The organism is Collinsella sp. OM08-14AT (genome assembly GCF_003438115.1).
Classification (GTDB): Bacteria; Actinomycetota; Coriobacteriia; order Coriobacteriales; family Coriobacteriaceae; genus Collinsella.
Map to the genome: position 1 here is coordinate 41,885 of NZ_QSTE01000016.1, position 14,656 is coordinate 56,540.

10 protein-coding genes are annotated in these 14,656 nt (G+C 60.9%); all 10 read right to left on the reverse strand.

Annotated elements, in window-relative coordinates:
- Positions 1–31: 31 nt before the first annotated feature.
- Positions 32–2,167 (reverse strand): ribonuclease R family protein, encoded by a 2,136-nt coding sequence (locus DXC18_RS08780; protein WP_117629496.1) that lies wholly within the window; start codon positions 2,165–2,167, stop codon positions 32–34.
- 135 nt (positions 2,168–2,302) lie between these two features.
- Entirely contained in the window at positions 2,303–3,223 is a 921-nt protein-coding gene (gene ftsX, locus DXC18_RS08785; RefSeq protein ID WP_117716914.1) for a permease-like cell division protein FtsX, read from the reverse strand.
- Positions 3,210–4,430 carry a cell division ATP-binding protein FtsE gene (gene ftsE, locus DXC18_RS08790; RefSeq protein ID WP_117629495.1) on the reverse strand — a complete coding sequence of 407 codons (1,221 nt, stop codon included), beginning with the start codon at positions 4,428–4,430 and terminating at the stop codon, positions 3,210–3,212. The genes ftsX and ftsE overlap by 14 nt, the downstream gene beginning before the upstream one ends.
- Before the next feature lie 450 nt (positions 4,431–4,880).
- Positions 4,881–5,822 (reverse strand): transketolase family protein, encoded by a 942-nt coding sequence (locus tag DXC18_RS08795; RefSeq protein WP_117583024.1) that lies wholly within the window; start codon positions 5,820–5,822, stop codon positions 4,881–4,883.
- Between the two features lies 1 nt (position 5,823).
- Positions 5,824–6,654, reverse strand: a complete 831-nt coding sequence (locus DXC18_RS08800) for a transketolase (RefSeq protein WP_099432020.1) — start codon at positions 6,652–6,654, stop codon at positions 5,824–5,826.
- 208 nt (positions 6,655–6,862) lie between these two features.
- The gene (locus DXC18_RS08805) at positions 6,863–7,753 is read right to left on the reverse strand and encodes a YitT family protein (protein WP_117716915.1); all 891 of its coding nucleotides are present in this window, start codon (positions 7,751–7,753) and stop codon (positions 6,863–6,865) included.
- Positions 7,754–7,919: 166 nt separating this feature from the next.
- Complete coding sequence (prfB, locus tag DXC18_RS08810) at positions 7,920–9,068, reverse strand: peptide chain release factor 2 (RefSeq protein WP_117716916.1); 1,149 nt, start codon at positions 9,066–9,068, stop codon at positions 7,920–7,922.
- The gene (gene secA / locus DXC18_RS08815; RefSeq protein ID WP_117716917.1) at positions 9,068–11,875 is read right to left on the reverse strand and encodes a preprotein translocase subunit SecA; all 2,808 of its coding nucleotides are present in this window, start codon (positions 11,873–11,875) and stop codon (positions 9,068–9,070) included. The genes prfB and secA overlap by 1 nt, the downstream gene beginning before the upstream one ends.
- A 346-nt stretch (positions 11,876–12,221) precedes the next feature.
- Positions 12,222–12,647 (reverse strand): 50S ribosomal protein L31, encoded by a 426-nt coding sequence (gene rpmE / locus DXC18_RS08820; RefSeq protein WP_006235303.1) that lies wholly within the window; start codon positions 12,645–12,647, stop codon positions 12,222–12,224.
- 186 nt (positions 12,648–12,833) lie between these two features.
- Positions 12,834–14,516: an ATP-binding cassette domain-containing protein gene (locus DXC18_RS08825; RefSeq protein ID WP_158552058.1), complete on the reverse strand. Its 1,683-nt coding sequence runs from the start codon at positions 14,514–14,516 to the stop codon at positions 12,834–12,836.
- Between the last annotated feature and the right edge of the window lie 140 nt (positions 14,517–14,656).

The window sequence follows — 14,656 nt, forward strand, 5'->3', positions numbered from 1 at the left end:
CTCCGCTCTCCCGCCATGAGTCGAGATTTGGCTAATGGATAAGCTTAAAGTCCAAGTGCCCACGCGTGGTATTGACGCGCGAAACCTCGATAATCACGCGCTGGCCCAGTTCATAGCGAGTCCCCGTGTCGGCGCCCGTCAGCGTAAGCGCATCCTCGTCGAACTCGAACCACTCGTTGCCCAGACTCTTGATCGAAACCAAGCCTTCGACCTGCGTCAGGTCCAAGCGCACAAAGAGGCCCATGCTGCTGACCCATGAGACCGTTCCGGCATAGCGCTCGCCCAGGCGATCCTCATAGTACTGGGCAATCTTGATCTTTTGCGTCGCATGGCTAGCGGCATCTGCCGCGCGCTCGGCATCGCTGCATGCGCGGCAGATCTGCGGCAGAATGCGCGGCAGCGACTCGCGCCCCTTGCCGATCAGCCGCGGTGTACGGACCAGGGCGTCCTTGCCGCCGAGCTGCTCATAGGCCAACTGCAGTTTGAGCACGCGGTGCACCACCAGATCGGGGTAGCGACGGATGGGACTCGTAAAGTGACAGTAGCACGGCGCGGCGAGCGCAAAGTGGCCCTCGTTGCGCGGCTTGTACAGTGCGCGCTGCATGCTGCGCAGAAGCAGCGTGTTGACGAGCGGTGCGTTGGCCGTACCGGCGGCAGCATCAACTGCAGCCTGTAGCTCATCGGGACTCCCCAGGGCGATACCGGCAGCACGGCGATCGTCGATGATGCCCAGCTGCGCCAGCGCAACGGCGGCACCGTGCAGGCTATCGGGGCTCGGATCCTCATGCACGCGATAGCAGGCCTCGATATCACGGTCTGCCAGCCACTCTGCAACGCACTCGTTGGCGAGTAGCATGGCTTCCTCGATAAGCGACGTGGCACACGAACGCTCGCGCGCCACAATCTGCACGGGTACTCCGTCCTCATCCAATAGAGCGCGAATCTCGGCCGTGTCAAAATCGACTGAGCCGCGGGCACGACGAATACGACGGCGAAGTTCGGCGAGTTCGTTGGCGGCGACAAGGAAATCGCCGAGGTCGACGTTATAGCCGCGAGCAGTTTCCTCGCACGCAAGACCGCGCTCAAGCGCCTCCTCGCGCGAGGCCTCAGCAGCCGCAACATCCTCAGCGGCGCCTTCCAGCACCGAATACTCAACCGCGTCGGCACGCACCAGCAGCGCCTCGGCGCCGTCATAGTCCATACGCACACGCGAGCGAATCACGCTGGGGTACGGATCGTAATGCCGCACGCGACCCTGCGCATCGAGCTCAATGTCAACGGTAAACGCAAGACGGTCCTCGTCAGGGCGAAGCGAGCATAGGTCACAGGACAGGCGTTCGGGCAGCATGGGAAGCACGCGATCGGCCAGATACACCGATGTCGTACGATGGCGAGCCTCAAGATCGATATGCCCGTCCCAAGCCACATAGTGAGAAACGTCAGCGATATGCACACCCAGCTTGTAGCCACCCTCGGGCGTGCGCTCAAGCGAAATGGCATCGTCAAAGTCGCGCGCGTCGACCGGGTCGATCGTGATGACAAAGCGGTCGCGCAGATCGCGGCGGAGCGGGTCCTTAAGCGCCGCGGACACATCGAGCGAAAGCCCCTCGGCCTCGTCCAGCGCGGCCTCGGGATAGCTATCGGTATAGCCGTAACGCGCCATCACGTATTGAACGCCCAAATCGGGCGCGTCATCTCCGCCAATGCGGCGTTCGATCGTCACGGTGCCCGATTCCAGGCGCGTCGGGTAGGTCAAAATGCGCGCGACAACGGCATCACCCGGGTGGACGCCCAGACGATCCGCCGAGGTATCCTCGGGCAGAATGAAGAAGTCGGCCTTCAGGCGCGAATCGAGCGGCTCGATCACACCGAGCGGACCAGCGGTCTGGTACGTACCCACCACGCTTATGGCTGCGCGCTCAACCACGCCTTCGATCACGGCGCGCCGCTCACCGTGCGGGCTGTTCTTAATGCTCACGGCTACGGTATCGCCATCCATGATCTCGCGCTTACCGCGGCCCATGACCTTGTAGTCGCCGTTTTCGGTTACAACGTAGGCGCTATGCTCATGGAGCTGCACGCGCCCGGTCAGGCTCGGACGGCGTTCGCTGCGCACCGGCCCGCGCTTATTGCGAGCTCCACGCTTATGCTTGTTATTGCGCCCCATGGCGCCTCCTAACTATCGATTGCGAACTCCAAAGAGTCTACCCAAATGATCCGTTTTCCTGCCGTCCCCTAGGGATCAAAAAACGGGCCGCCCCGCAAGAGACGACCCGTTGGAAGGGATGAATTCCAGGCATGCCTACACGCGCAGGTAGCGGCGCATGGCGATGGCAGAACCAAAGAGACCGATAATCACGCCGACCAGAATCAGCGCAGCATAGGTCACCAGGTAGTACTGCATCGGCATGGCAAACGACATCCAGCCGATGCTCTCCTGCAAACGCGGAATCATCAGATTGCGCAGCAGCTCCAGAACGCCGATGGAAAGCAGCGAGCCCAAAATGGCCTGCAGTACGCCCTCGGTGATAAACGGGCCGCGAATGAAGCCGTTGCTGGCGCCGACCAGACGCATAATCGCAATCTCACGACGACGCGCCGTGATGGACAGGCGAATCGTGTTGTTGATGAAGATGAATGCGATAAAGGTCAAAAGGCCAACGAGCACCACGGCGGCGATGCGGATGTAGTTGGTCACCTGGAACAGGCGGCTCACTTCCTCCTGGCCGTACAGCACGCTCGCGTTGACGTCGCCGTCATCCGCGATCTTCTGGAAGTCGGCGTTCTTCTTGAGCTTCTGGGCCGTGCTCTCGACCTTGGACGGATCGTCCATCTCAATTGCAAACGAAGCCGGCAGCGGGTTCTGGCCATCGAGCGCGCTCATGGTGGCGTCGGCTTTGCCAGACATCTTGCTCGTATACTCGGCCAGCGCGTCGTCCTTGTCCTTGTACGTCACGGACTTGACGTTGCTCCACGTCTTGAGCTCAGCCTCAAAGGCCTGAACATCTGCCTGGTCGGCGTCATCGCTAATAAAGGCGTTGATGACGACCTGATCCTCGACGGTGCCGATCACGGAGTTCAGCATCGCGGAACCCATGATGAACAGGCCGATGATAAACAGCGAAAGGAAGATCGTGATGACGGCGCCGAGCGAGGTAGTCCAGTTACGGAAGAAGTGACTGATTGCCTCTTTGAAGGAGTAGCCCACGTTAGTTGGTGCCATAGTTGCCGTAACCTCCCCTCTCCTGGTCGCGGATAACGTGGCCGCCCTCGAGGGCGATCACGCGACGGTGCATGCTATCGACCATCTCGCGGTCGTGCGTGGCGACGATCACGGTGGTGCCGGTGCGGTTAATACGCTCGAGCAGCTTCATGATGCCCAGCGAGATCGCCGGGTCGAGGTTACCCGTGGGCTCGTCGCAGATCAGCAGCGGCGGACGGTTGACCATAGCGCGGGCGACGGCGACGCGCTGCTGCTCGCCACCGGAAAGCTGGTCGGGCAGCGAGTCCATCTGATCGGCCAGACCGACCAGACGCAGCACCTCCGGCACCTGGCTGCGAATGACGCCCTTGGGCTTGCCGATGCACTGCAGAGCAAACGCCACGTTTTCGTAGGCGGTTTTTTGCGGCAGGAGCTTAAAGTCCTGGAACACGGCGCCAATCTGGCGGCGCAGGAACGGAACCTTGCGGTTCTTGATCTTCATGAGGTCCTGACCGGCAACCAGGATGCGACCGCTCGTCGGCTTGACGTCGCGGTTGAGCGTCGACAGCAGCGTGGTCTTACCCGAGCCGGAGTGACCGACCAGGAAGACGAACTCGCCCGGATAGATCTCGATGTTGATGTCGTCGAGTGCAGGCTTGTTGGGCTGTGCCGGATAGATCTTGGTGACATGCTCCATAAGGATGACGGGCTCGACACCGGCCTGCTTGGCCATCTTCTTGCGGCTGGCCTGCGGATCGATGGGCGCAAACACCGACGTAAAATCGGGGTTGTTGAGCGCGTTATCGAGGCTTGCGACCTCGGCCGCCTGATCGCTCTCGACCACCGGGGCAGCAGGCTGCGTGGGGTCGGGAATAGCGGCAAAGAGACCGGACTGCGCAGGCTGAGGAGCCGGTGTCGCAGGGGCCATGGGGTCGGGAATGCCGGCCATGGTAGGCTGCGGCGTGGCAGCGCCAGCCTGAGGCTGCTCCACGCGAGCGGTCACGGCCTGAACGGGCTCAAAACCCGCCGTGCCGGAAAGCGCGACATCGCTGGTGGGATTGTAGGCAAAGGGATCGGATGCCGGCTGTGCCTGATCTGCCGGCTGAGCGGGGGCCTGAGCAACAAGCTGGCCCTCTGAATCCGGAGTGGCGAAACGACTGCCCTGGACGCCTGTCTGCGTCTTGGGGGCATCATCGCCCGCACCGGAGGTACGGAAGTGGTTACCCACTGGTGCTCCTTATCGTCGTGCGTTTAAACTACATGAGCGCTTTGTATTTTAGCAGCATTAGCTTTGCTGCACATAAGAAGCATGGCGGGGTTTGGGTCTCACCGGCCGGGCGCAGGGTTACCTCCCAAATCGTCCTCGCGCATGGCCGGCATTTGTCCTGCTCCTGCGGAGCTGCGGACAAACGCCGGCCTGCGCTGCGGAAAGATTTGGGAGGTAACCCTGCGCCCGGCCTGCGGCTACTATGGGGCCGACGCACCAACTTGAGATGCTGCGCATACAAAATTGGAAGGGTCTGAATTGCACTTTGCTGGGATGGGCTCGTTTCCCCATGGGAACTTTGCTTGGCAGGACTCTAATTTAAATTCAGCATAAACAGGGGCGCCCTCTTTGAGGACGCCCCTGTTCTGGCTTGTTTGCGGTTGTCGACGCGATACTTTGCCTCGTCTTGCCTTATGCCAAGAACTCCTTGGTGGTCGCCACGATGTTGGCGGCGTCCAGGCCGTACTTGTGCAGGAGCTCGGCACCCGGGCCGGACTCGCCGAAGGTGTCGTTGACGCCAATCTTCTTGAGCGGCGTCGGGCACTGCTCACACAGAACGTCGGCAACGGCGCTGCCCAGGCCACCGATCACGGAGTGCTCCTCGACGGTCACGACGTGACCGGTCTTGGTGGCGCTCTTGACGATCAGGTCGGCGTCGATGGGCTTGATGGTGTGCATGTTGATGACCTCGGCATCGATGCCCTCGGCAGCGAGCTGCTCGGCGGCCTCGAGGGCCTCGCCGACCATTAGGCCGCAGGCGATGATGGTGACGTCGGTGCCCTCGCGCATGACGATGCCCTTGCCTACCTCGAACTTGTAGGTCTCGGGGTCGTTGATGACCGGCGAGGCCAGACGGGCAAAGCGCATGTACACGGGGCCGTCGCACTCGTAGGCGGCGCACGTCACGGCACGAGCCTCCACGTCGTCGGCGGGAACGATAACGGTCATGCCGGGGATGACGCGCATGAGGGCGATATCCTCGCAGCACTGGTGCGTGGCGCCGTCCTCGCCCACCGAGATACCGGCGTGCGTGGCACCGATCTTAACGTTAAGGTGCGGATAGCCGATGGAGTTGCGGACCTGCTCAAAGGCGCGGCCAGCGGCAAACATGGCAAAGGTGCTCGCAAAAGCAACGCGGCCGGTGGTCGCGATACCGGCGGCAACACCCATCAGATTGCTCTCGGCAATGCCCACATCGAAGAAGCGGTCGGGGCAGGCTGCCTTAAACTTGCCGGTCTGCGTGGCGGCGGCCAGGTCGGCATCGAGGACCACAAAGTCATCGTGCTCGTTGGCGAGCTCGACGAGGGCCTCACCGTAGCTTACGCGCGTGGCGATTTTCTTGACGTCTGCCATCCTAGAGCTCCTCTCCGGCGGCCGTGAGCTCTGCCATGGCCTGCTCAAACTGTTCATCGTTGGGGGCCTTGCCGTGCCAACCCACCTGGTTCTCCATAAAGGAAACGCCCTTGCCCTTGGTGGTCTCGGCGATGATGGCGGTCGGCTGACCCTTGGTGGCGCGGGCCTCGGCAAAGGCGGCGCGGATCTGATCGAAATCGTTGCCGTCGGCGAGCTCCACCACGTGGAACTTGAAGGCGCGGAACTTGTCGGCGAGCGGCATGGGGTCGTTGACCTCCTCGACGGGGCCGTCGATCTGCAGACCGTTGTGGTCGACGATCACGCAGAGGTTGTCAAGCTGCTGGTTGCCGGCAAACATGGCGGCCTCCCAAACCTGGCCCTCCTCGCTCTCGCCGTCGCCCAGCAGGGCGTAGGTGCGATAGTCGTCGCCCCAGTGCTTGGCGGCAACGGCCATGCCCACGGCGGCGGAGATGCCCTGGCCGAGCGAACCGGTGGACATATCGACGCCCGGGGTGTCGTTCATGTTGGGGTGACCCTGCAGGTGGCTGCCGATGTGGCGCAGCGTCTCGAGATCCTCCTTGGGGAAGAATCCGCGCTCGGCGAGCACAGCGTACAGACCAGGCGCGCAATGACCCTTGGAAAGCACGAAGCGATCGCGGTCGGCCTTGCGGGGGTCGGCCGGGTCGACGTTCATTTCCTCAAAGTACAGATAGGTCATGATGTCGGCAGCGCCGAGCGAACCGCCCGGATGGCCGGACTTGGCAGCGTGCACGCCGGTGACGATGCCCTTCCTTACCTCGTTGGCAACCTTTTTGAGCTCTTCGTCGCTCATTGTGCCTTCCTTTCATCCTCTTAAGACAAGATGCGCACGGCACGGAAAGGTAGTCCCAACACAGCCGCGATGCACGTACGTCATTCATTATGCTGGAAACTGGAAGCTTTACCAGAGTATTTATCATTATTTGAACAATTGAGCAGGCAGAACCGCTGATGAAACGGTTTATCAATGTGAACGTCTTTTGGATGGAACGCAGTCGGCCCTACGCGTTAATGTCCTTGAATCCCTCACCGAAGGTTTCCGTAACGTCGGCGACCGTCACAATGGCGTGAGGATCGCGCTCGCGCACGATCGTTTTGAGGGTGTTGAGCTCGCGGCGGCTCACAATGACCATGATCACCGGCTTCTCGGCACCCGAGTACATGCCGGTCGCCCTAAACTTGGTGCAGCCGCGGCCCAGGCCATACATGATATCGGCCGCGATATCGGGAAACTTGTCCGAGATGATGAGCACCATACGGCGCCTGTTGCCACCGTCGACCACGGCATCGATCACGTAGCCGCTAATGACCATCGAAAGGCCCGCATACAGCGCGTTTTCGACCGAAAAGACCGGGGCCGACAGCGCGCATACGGCAACATCGATCGCCATGACGGTCGAGCCCACGGGCAGCGAGGTATTACGCGAGATGATTTGGCCAATCGTGTCCGAGCCGCCGGTGTTGGCGCCGGCGCGCAGCACCATGCCGTAACCGATGCCTGTAATAATGCAGCCCCACATGGCAGGGAGCATCAGGTCCGCATCCGCCAGAGGTGCTACAAACGGGGCGAACAGATCGGTAAAGAAGCCCAGCAGCACAAAGCCCGTCGCGGTCTGCACCACGTAGAACATGCCGCCCTCGCGCATAACGACCAGCAACAGCAAGGCGTTCATCACGATCGTCTGAATACCAACGGGAAGCGATATGCCGCGCGATGCGCCGACCGCCTGGATAATGGTGGCAAGGCCCGTAACACCACCGGCAGCAAGGCCGTTGGGAATCAAAAACAGGTCGGTCGCAATAGCGGCCAGAGCGCACCCCAACATAATCTGGGGCAGGTCGTGAAAGAAGTTCATCGATAGAATGCGCTTAATGTCCAGACGATATGCCATGCTACCTCCCTCAAAAAAGCGCACCCAAACGGATGCGCTTCGAACTTCTTGCTGTATTCGATTCTACCGATTCGCCGAACAAAAACCACCCCTGCGCAGGGTTTGCTTTGGATACAAAACCACCCTGCTCGGAGGGTTTTATCCATTTCCACATAAACCGGGCGGTTTATGCAGATGGGATCTCCGCGTCAGCGTTGCCAGTGGCCCAGCGATGGTAGCCAATAACAAACGGGTCCAGGTCGCCATCGTCAAGAACTGCCTCGACGTTGCTGGTCTCAACGCCCGTGCGTAGGTCCTTAACCATCTGATACGGGTAGAGCACGTAGCTGCGGATCTGGTTGCCAAAACCAATCGTGGTTTTGGGTCCGCGAATCTCATCCAGGGCCTCGGCGCGCTTCTCGAGCTCAATCTCGTACAGGCGAGCCTTGAGGATCTGCATGCACGCGGCCTTGTTCTGGATCTGGCTGCGCTCGTTTTGGCAGGTGACCACAATGCCGCTGGGGAAATGCGTCACGCGCACGGCGGAGTCGGTGGTGTTCACGCCCTGACCACCCGGGCCACTTGCGTGGTACACGTCGACGCGGATGTCGTCGGGGTTGATCTCGATATCGATATCGTCGGGCAGCACCGGAATGACCTCGACGCCGGCAAACGTGGTCTGGCGGCGCTTCTTGTCGTCGGTGGGGCTAATGCGCACCAGGCGGTGGACACCGGCCTCGGCGCGCAGCATGCCAAATGCGTCCTTGCCTTCGACGGTAAAGGTCGCGCGATCAATGCCAATGACCTCGGCCGCGGGGCAATCGTTGATGGTGACCTTCCAACCGCGGCGCTGGCAGTACTTCATGTACATCTTAAAGAGCATGAAGGTCCAATCCTGGGCCTCCAAACCACCCTGCCCGGGCTTGATGGTCACAATCGCGTCGCCATGGTCGAACTCCCCGGTAAACCAGCTCGCAAGCTCAAGCTCGTCGATGGCGCGGGCTAGGCGTTCTGCCGTAGCGGCAGCCTCCTCGCGCAATGCGACGGCGTCGGGGTCATCCCCCATCTCCTCGGCAAGCTCCAGCGCAGCGCGGGCATCGGAAAGCTCGCCGCGCGCGGTGTCCACGGCAGCGATATCTTCCTTGGTGCGCGCGATCTCCTCCATCGTGGCGCGAGCGGCATCGGCGTCGTCCCAAAAGCCCGGGGCGACGCTTTTGGCCTCGAGCTCCGTTACGCGGGTGCGCTTCTCGTCCAAATGGAGGTACGACTCAACCTCACCGAGCCGGTCCGCAAACGCGTCCAGCTCGGCGGGCGTTACCTCTAAAGCCTCAGCCATTAACGATTCCTGCCGTGGCAGTACTTGAACTTCTTACCGCTACCGCAAGGGCACGGGTCGTTGCGGCCCACGTTGACGTACGGATCGTCGCTCTCGGACTTGCGGTAGGTCGTCACCTTGCCACCGTTGTTGACGGCAGCCGGTCCGCCTTGGACAGCCGTGCGGGCCTGCACCTGCGCCTGCTTGCGCAGCACCGAGTCGCCGTTGTCACCATCGACCTCGGCAGGACCGGAGAAGTGCGCACCCTCGAGCGCGGGCTCCTCCTTGTGCTCCACGACACGCGGGGCAGCCTTGATCTCGATGCGCAGAACCGTGCGCAGGTAATCCTCGTACATGGTGTCGACGAGTATCTGGAACGCGCCGTAGGCCTCGGTCTTGTACTCGACCAGCGGGTCGCGCTGGCCAAAGCCGCGCAGGCCGATGCCGGTCTTGAGGTAGTCCATCTCCTGCAGGTAGTTCATCCAGCGGGTATCGATGACGCGCAGCATGACCTGGGTGTTGAGCTCGCGCATCAGGTCCTCGCCCAAGCGCTCGGCCTTCATGTTGTAGCACTTCTCTACGTAAGCCAGGACATCGGCAGCCAGAGCCTCATAATCCTCGTCGGGGAACTTCGGCGTATCGATGTGGCCGGTGAGCTCCACAACCCACTTGCGCAGGCCCTCCAGGTCGCGCTCGCCATCGTGACTGTCCTTGGTGCAGAACTCCTGAACGCAGCGGTACACGGTGTCGTGCATGACCTCGGTGATGTGGTCGGTCAGGTCCTTGCCGTCCAGAATCTTATTGCGCTCAGCGTAGATGACCTGGCGCTGCTTGTTCATGACGTCGTCGTACTCAAGAACGCTCTTACGCATGGAGAAGTTGATGCTCTCGACCTTGTGCTGGGCGCTCTCGACAGCCTTGGAGATGATCTTGTGCTGGATGGGCATATCGTCGCCCATGTCAGCCGTGACCATCATCTTGGAGACGCGGTCCATCTTGTCGCCGCCAAACAGACGCATCAGATCGTCCTCGAGCGACAGGTAGAACTGGGTTTCGCCCGGATCGCCCTGACGGCCGGAACGGCCGCGCAGCTGATTGTCGATACGGCGGGATTCATGACGCTCGGTGCCGATGACGGTCAGGCCGCCGGCGGCAAGAACGCGCTCACGCTCGGCCTTGCAAGTCTCCTTGGCCTCGGCGTTAAACTGCTCGAGCTGCTCGGGCGTTACGTCCTCCATGGTCAGGCCCTCGTACTCCAGGCGCTCGCGCACCAGCTCGTCGGGGTTACCGCCCAGCAAGATGTCGGTACCGCGGCCGGCCATGTTGGTAGCGATGGTCACGGCGCCATAGCGACCAGCCTGGGCAACGATATGGGCCTCGCGCTCGTGGTGCTTGGCGTTGAGGACCTCGTGCGCGATACCGCGCTTCGTGAGGGCGGCGGACAGCTTCTCGGAGCTCTCGATGGAGACGGTACCCACCAGGACCGGCTGGCCCTTAGCGTGACGACGCTCAACGTCGTCGGCAACGGCGTTGTACTTAGCCTGAATGGTGCGGTAGACCAGGTCCTCGTGGTCCACGCGCTGCACGGGCTTGTTGGAGGGGATTACCTCGACGGGCAGCTTGTAGATCTCGCGGAACTCGGCGTCCTCGGTGAGTGCCGTACCGGTCATACCGGAGAGCTTGTCATACAGGCGGAAGTAGTTCTGCAGGGTGATGGTCGCCAGCGTCTGGTTCTCCTCGCGCACGAGCACGCCCTCTTTGGCCTCGATGGCCTGGTGCAGGCCCTCGGAGTAACGGCGGCCTTCCATAATGCGGCCGGTGAACTCGTCGACGATCTTGACCTCGCCGTTGGTGACCACATACTGCTTGTCGCGGTGGAACATGTACTGGGCCTTCAGCGCCTGCTGCAGGTGGTTGACCAGCTGGCCGGAGAGATCGGCATAGATGTCATCGATACCCAGGCGGCGCTCGATCTTCTTAAGACCGCGCTCGGTGGCAGCGATGGTGTGCTTGGCCTCGTCCATGACGTAGTCGCCCGTGGGTTCAACGTCCTCGGTGGCGGTAAGCATGTCGTGCGACACGTCCTCGCCGCGCTCAAGGCCACGCACGGCACGCGCGAAGTCCTTGTAGGTACTGGCGGACTTGGTGCCAGCGCCCGAGATGATCAGCGGGGTGCGAGCCTCATCGATCAGGATGGAGTCAACCTCGTCGACGATGGCGTAGTTGTGGCCGCGCTGCACGCGCTGCTCGGGACGGGTAACCATGTTGTCGCGCAGGTAATCAAAGCCGAACTCGGAGTTGGTGCCGTAGGTGACGTCGGCCTGGTAGGCCGGGCGCTTGAGCTCGAGCGGCATGTTGTTCTGGAGCAGACCGACAGTCATGCCCAGGTACTTATAGATGCGGCCCATCCACTCGGAGTCGCGCTTGGCAAGGTAATCATTGACAGTAACGACGTGCACGCCCTTGCCGGCAATAGCGTTGAGATAGCCAGCCAACGTGGAGACGAGGGTCTTACCTTCGCCGGTCTTCATCTCGGCGATGTGGCCCTCGTGCAGTGCCATGGCGCCAATGAGCTGCACGTCAAAGTGGCGCATACCCATGGTGCGCTTGGAAGCCTCACGCACGGTGGCAAAGGCCTCGGGGAGCATGTCGTCAAGCGACTCGCCGTTGGCGTAACGCTCGCGGAACTTATCGGTCTGGCCGCGGAGTTCCTCCTCGGTCATCTTCTCAAACTGGGGCTCAAGACCGTTGATCTGGTCGACGATCTTGTAGTAGCGCTTAAGGTCCTTATCGGATCCAAAGGACAGCAGCTTTGATATGAATCCCATGTGGTTTTCCTTTTTGGCCATCGCCCACGCCGTGCAGCTGCGGGCGAGTTAAACACAGATGATTGTACTTTAGCCAAACAAGGCGCGGCCTATACGGTCGACCTCGACCGCCACGTAATAACTACGACCCGACCGACCTGCCAAAAAGGGACTGGTTTATTTTGGCAGGTTTTATCTGGGAAAACGCCGTCACTCTGCCATTTGGTGCAAACCAACCCGTCCCCTTCGCGCCAATCTGGTGCAATGGGAACGGGTTAGCCTGCACCAATAAAAAGAAAAGGGCCGCGCACCCAAACGGATGCGCGGCCCTTATGCCATGAATGCGAGCGATTCCGCGGCGAGCTATTTACTCAGCAGCCTCGGTGGTCTCGGCCTCGGCAGCGGCCTCCTCGACGGGAGCCTCTGCGGGAGCCTCGGCAGCCTGCTTGGCAGCCTCCTCGGCAAACTTAGCGGCACGCTTAGCCTTCTCGGCAGCCTTAGCCTCAGCGGCGGCCTTGCGAGCGGCCTCGGCCTCAGCAGCCTTGGCGGCCTTGGCAGCCTTGGCCTCCTCAGCCTTCTTGAGCTGGGCGGCAGCGGCGCCACCGAACTTGTCGGCGAAGCGCTGGACGCGTCCACCGGTGTCGACGAACTTCTGCTGGCCGGTGTAGAACGGGTGGCACTCGTTGCAAAGCTCGACCTTCATCTCGGACACGGTAGCGTGCGTCTTGAAGGTGTTGCCGCAGGAGCACGTCACCGTGCACTCGACATACTGGGGATGGATACCCTGCTTCATGGTAGGACTCCTTATTAGTCAGGCGCTGGTTACCGATCAGCGCATAAGGCGTCTTGGTTTCCGACCAAGACAACAAACTCGGCTATGGTACCACGGCGCCGCGTGTCCCACAAAAGGTTCACGGTCTTTTCGGCACAACACGAGCTGGACCTTAAATATCAACTTCATCCGAACACTCCCCCACATTCATCTCTCGTATGTATCGAGGTATTCCTGCTTGAGCGTCTGCGAGGACGACTCGATCTTTTCCACGAGCGTGCCGGCCTCGATGAAGTAGAACGAGTTGGTGAGGTCTGCCAGGTCGTCGAGCAGATGGCTTGAAATGAGCACGCTTCGTCCCCGCGCCACCTCGCTGCGCATCGCGTCGCAGGAGGTTTTCCGCTTTCCCGGATCGAGGCCGTTCAGCGGTTCATCGAGGATAAGGTACGGGCAATCGGTCGATATCGCCATGGCAAGCTTTACCTGCTGCTTCATTCCTGTCGAGAGTTTACGGGTCGGCTTGTCGAGATATGAGGAGATTCCGAGGGAGTGGCAGCGCGAGTCGATGTCGGCGGCCGATTTCCACGCCTCCCTAACGAAAGCAAGGTGCTCGAGGGCTGATAGCGTGGGGTAAAGATCCGTGCCGCCTGAAGAGCTCAGGTAGACGAGTTCTGCAAATTCGGCTGACTGACGTTGGCTGATTCCGTCTGCCACCAGGCTTCCCGAGTGGATACGGGTGGGAAATTGGCCCGACAGCGCTTCAAGAAAGGTGGTTTTCCCCGAGCCGTTGGGAGCAATGAGGCCCGCCGCCGTTCCCGGGCTCAAGAAAAGCGATCCGATTGAAAGTATCGTCGTGCTTCCGTATCCCACGCTCGCGTCTAGAAGCTCGAGCCCATGGCGCTTTTTCGCGGGTCCAGACTGTTTGGGCGAACGTGTCGCAACGGCGCCGACCGCAAAAAAGACCGCGACGTATATCAGGGCCACGGCAAGCATCGATGCGCTGCCTGAACCGGAGCCAATGAATTCTGTTGGGAAGCATCCTACGTAGCCCGTTGCCTCGATAGGCGAGAATACGGCCAGCGGCAGGAGATTGAGCGCGGCGTTATGCTCCAGTGCCGAATCGGACAGTAACGGGAATACCGGGGCCGCGACAAGCAGCACGGAGGTAAGGGGGCCTGCGAGGACGCGCCTCGTTGCGGTCGATAGGACGACGGAACAAACGGATATTAAGGTTCCGCCCGCAAGAAGCGCGATAAGCAGGGCTGTGAAGACGTTTCCCGCAGTCGTGGTGGTAAGCGCGCCGTCATGGAAGAAGGCGATCGGGTACCCAATTTGCCCGAAGCCGTTTAGGGCCAAGGCGTAAATGCCCCCGGGTGCAAGGCCGGCGAGGAGCATCGCGGTCCCCGCGGCGATTATCGAAAACACGATCTGGATAAGGCGCCGGAATTTGGGCACGGGCGCCTTCGCCGCCAGGGTCGCAGGCCTTGTGGCCCCGAGCAGGAGTATCGACGAGAGAAGAAAGGGAATGAAGGGAAGGAAAGACGGAACCATGGCAATGGCGTAAGGCAGGAAGGAAAGGAATGGCAGATCGCTTGCGGAGGCCGGAATGTGCGTGATGCCGGAACTGCTCAGAGCACGGCAATATGCGAGCTCCGCGTCATTGGTCTCTCGGTCTCCCACGATGGATCCGGATTGGAAGCCTTCGTCCATGAGCGCGTAGTAGCTCTCGGCAGAATCGAGAAAGGCGGCGTCGGTTTGAGCGGCAAGGGCGGCGTTCGCGTATCTTGCAAGCTCCGCGTCATTTTGCTGCTCTGGAGATAGGTCTGTGCCGTTGGCTTGGGGCGCGCGCGTATTGAATGCGTCGACAAAGCTCTGCATGCCCTGTTTCATAAAGAAGGGCCCGTAGATGGGTGAATTGAACGCAATGGGGACGGAAAAGGCTGCAGCGAGAACGAGCGTACAAATCCATACGGCCTTGTCTCTTAGGATTAGTTTGAGAAGAAGTCGACAGTACATTTAGAAGCACCTAC

Bases quoted from the DNA above. Each gene is read 5' to 3' on its own strand.
- DXC18_RS08780 (WP_117629496.1), bottom strand. From the start codon at position 2,167: ATGGGGCGCAATAACAAGCATAAGCGTGGAGCTCGCAATAAGCGCGGG.
- ftsX (WP_117716914.1), bottom strand. From the start codon at position 3,223: ATGGCACCAACTAACGTGGGCTACTCCTTCAAAGAGGCAATCAGTCAC.
- DXC18_RS08795 (WP_117583024.1), bottom strand. From the start codon at position 5,822: ATGGCAGACGTCAAGAAAATCGCCACGCGCGTAAGCTACGGTGAGGCC.
- DXC18_RS08800 (WP_099432020.1), bottom strand. From the start codon at position 6,654: ATGAGCGACGAAGAGCTCAAAAAGGTTGCCAACGAGGTAAGGAAGGGC.
- DXC18_RS08805 (WP_117716915.1), bottom strand. From the start codon at position 7,753: ATGGCATATCGTCTGGACATTAAGCGCATTCTATCGATGAACTTCTTT.
- prfB (WP_117716916.1), bottom strand. From the start codon at position 9,068: ATGGCTGAGGCTTTAGAGGTAACGCCCGCCGAGCTGGACGCGTTTGCG.
- secA (WP_117716917.1), bottom strand. From the start codon at position 11,875: ATGGGATTCATATCAAAGCTGCTGTCCTTTGGATCCGATAAGGACCTT.
- rpmE (WP_006235303.1), bottom strand. From the start codon at position 12,647: ATGAAGCAGGGTATCCATCCCCAGTATGTCGAGTGCACGGTGACGTGC.
- DXC18_RS08825 (WP_158552058.1), bottom strand. From the start codon at position 14,516: ATGAAACAGGGCATGCAGAGCTTTGTCGACGCATTCAATACGCGCGCG.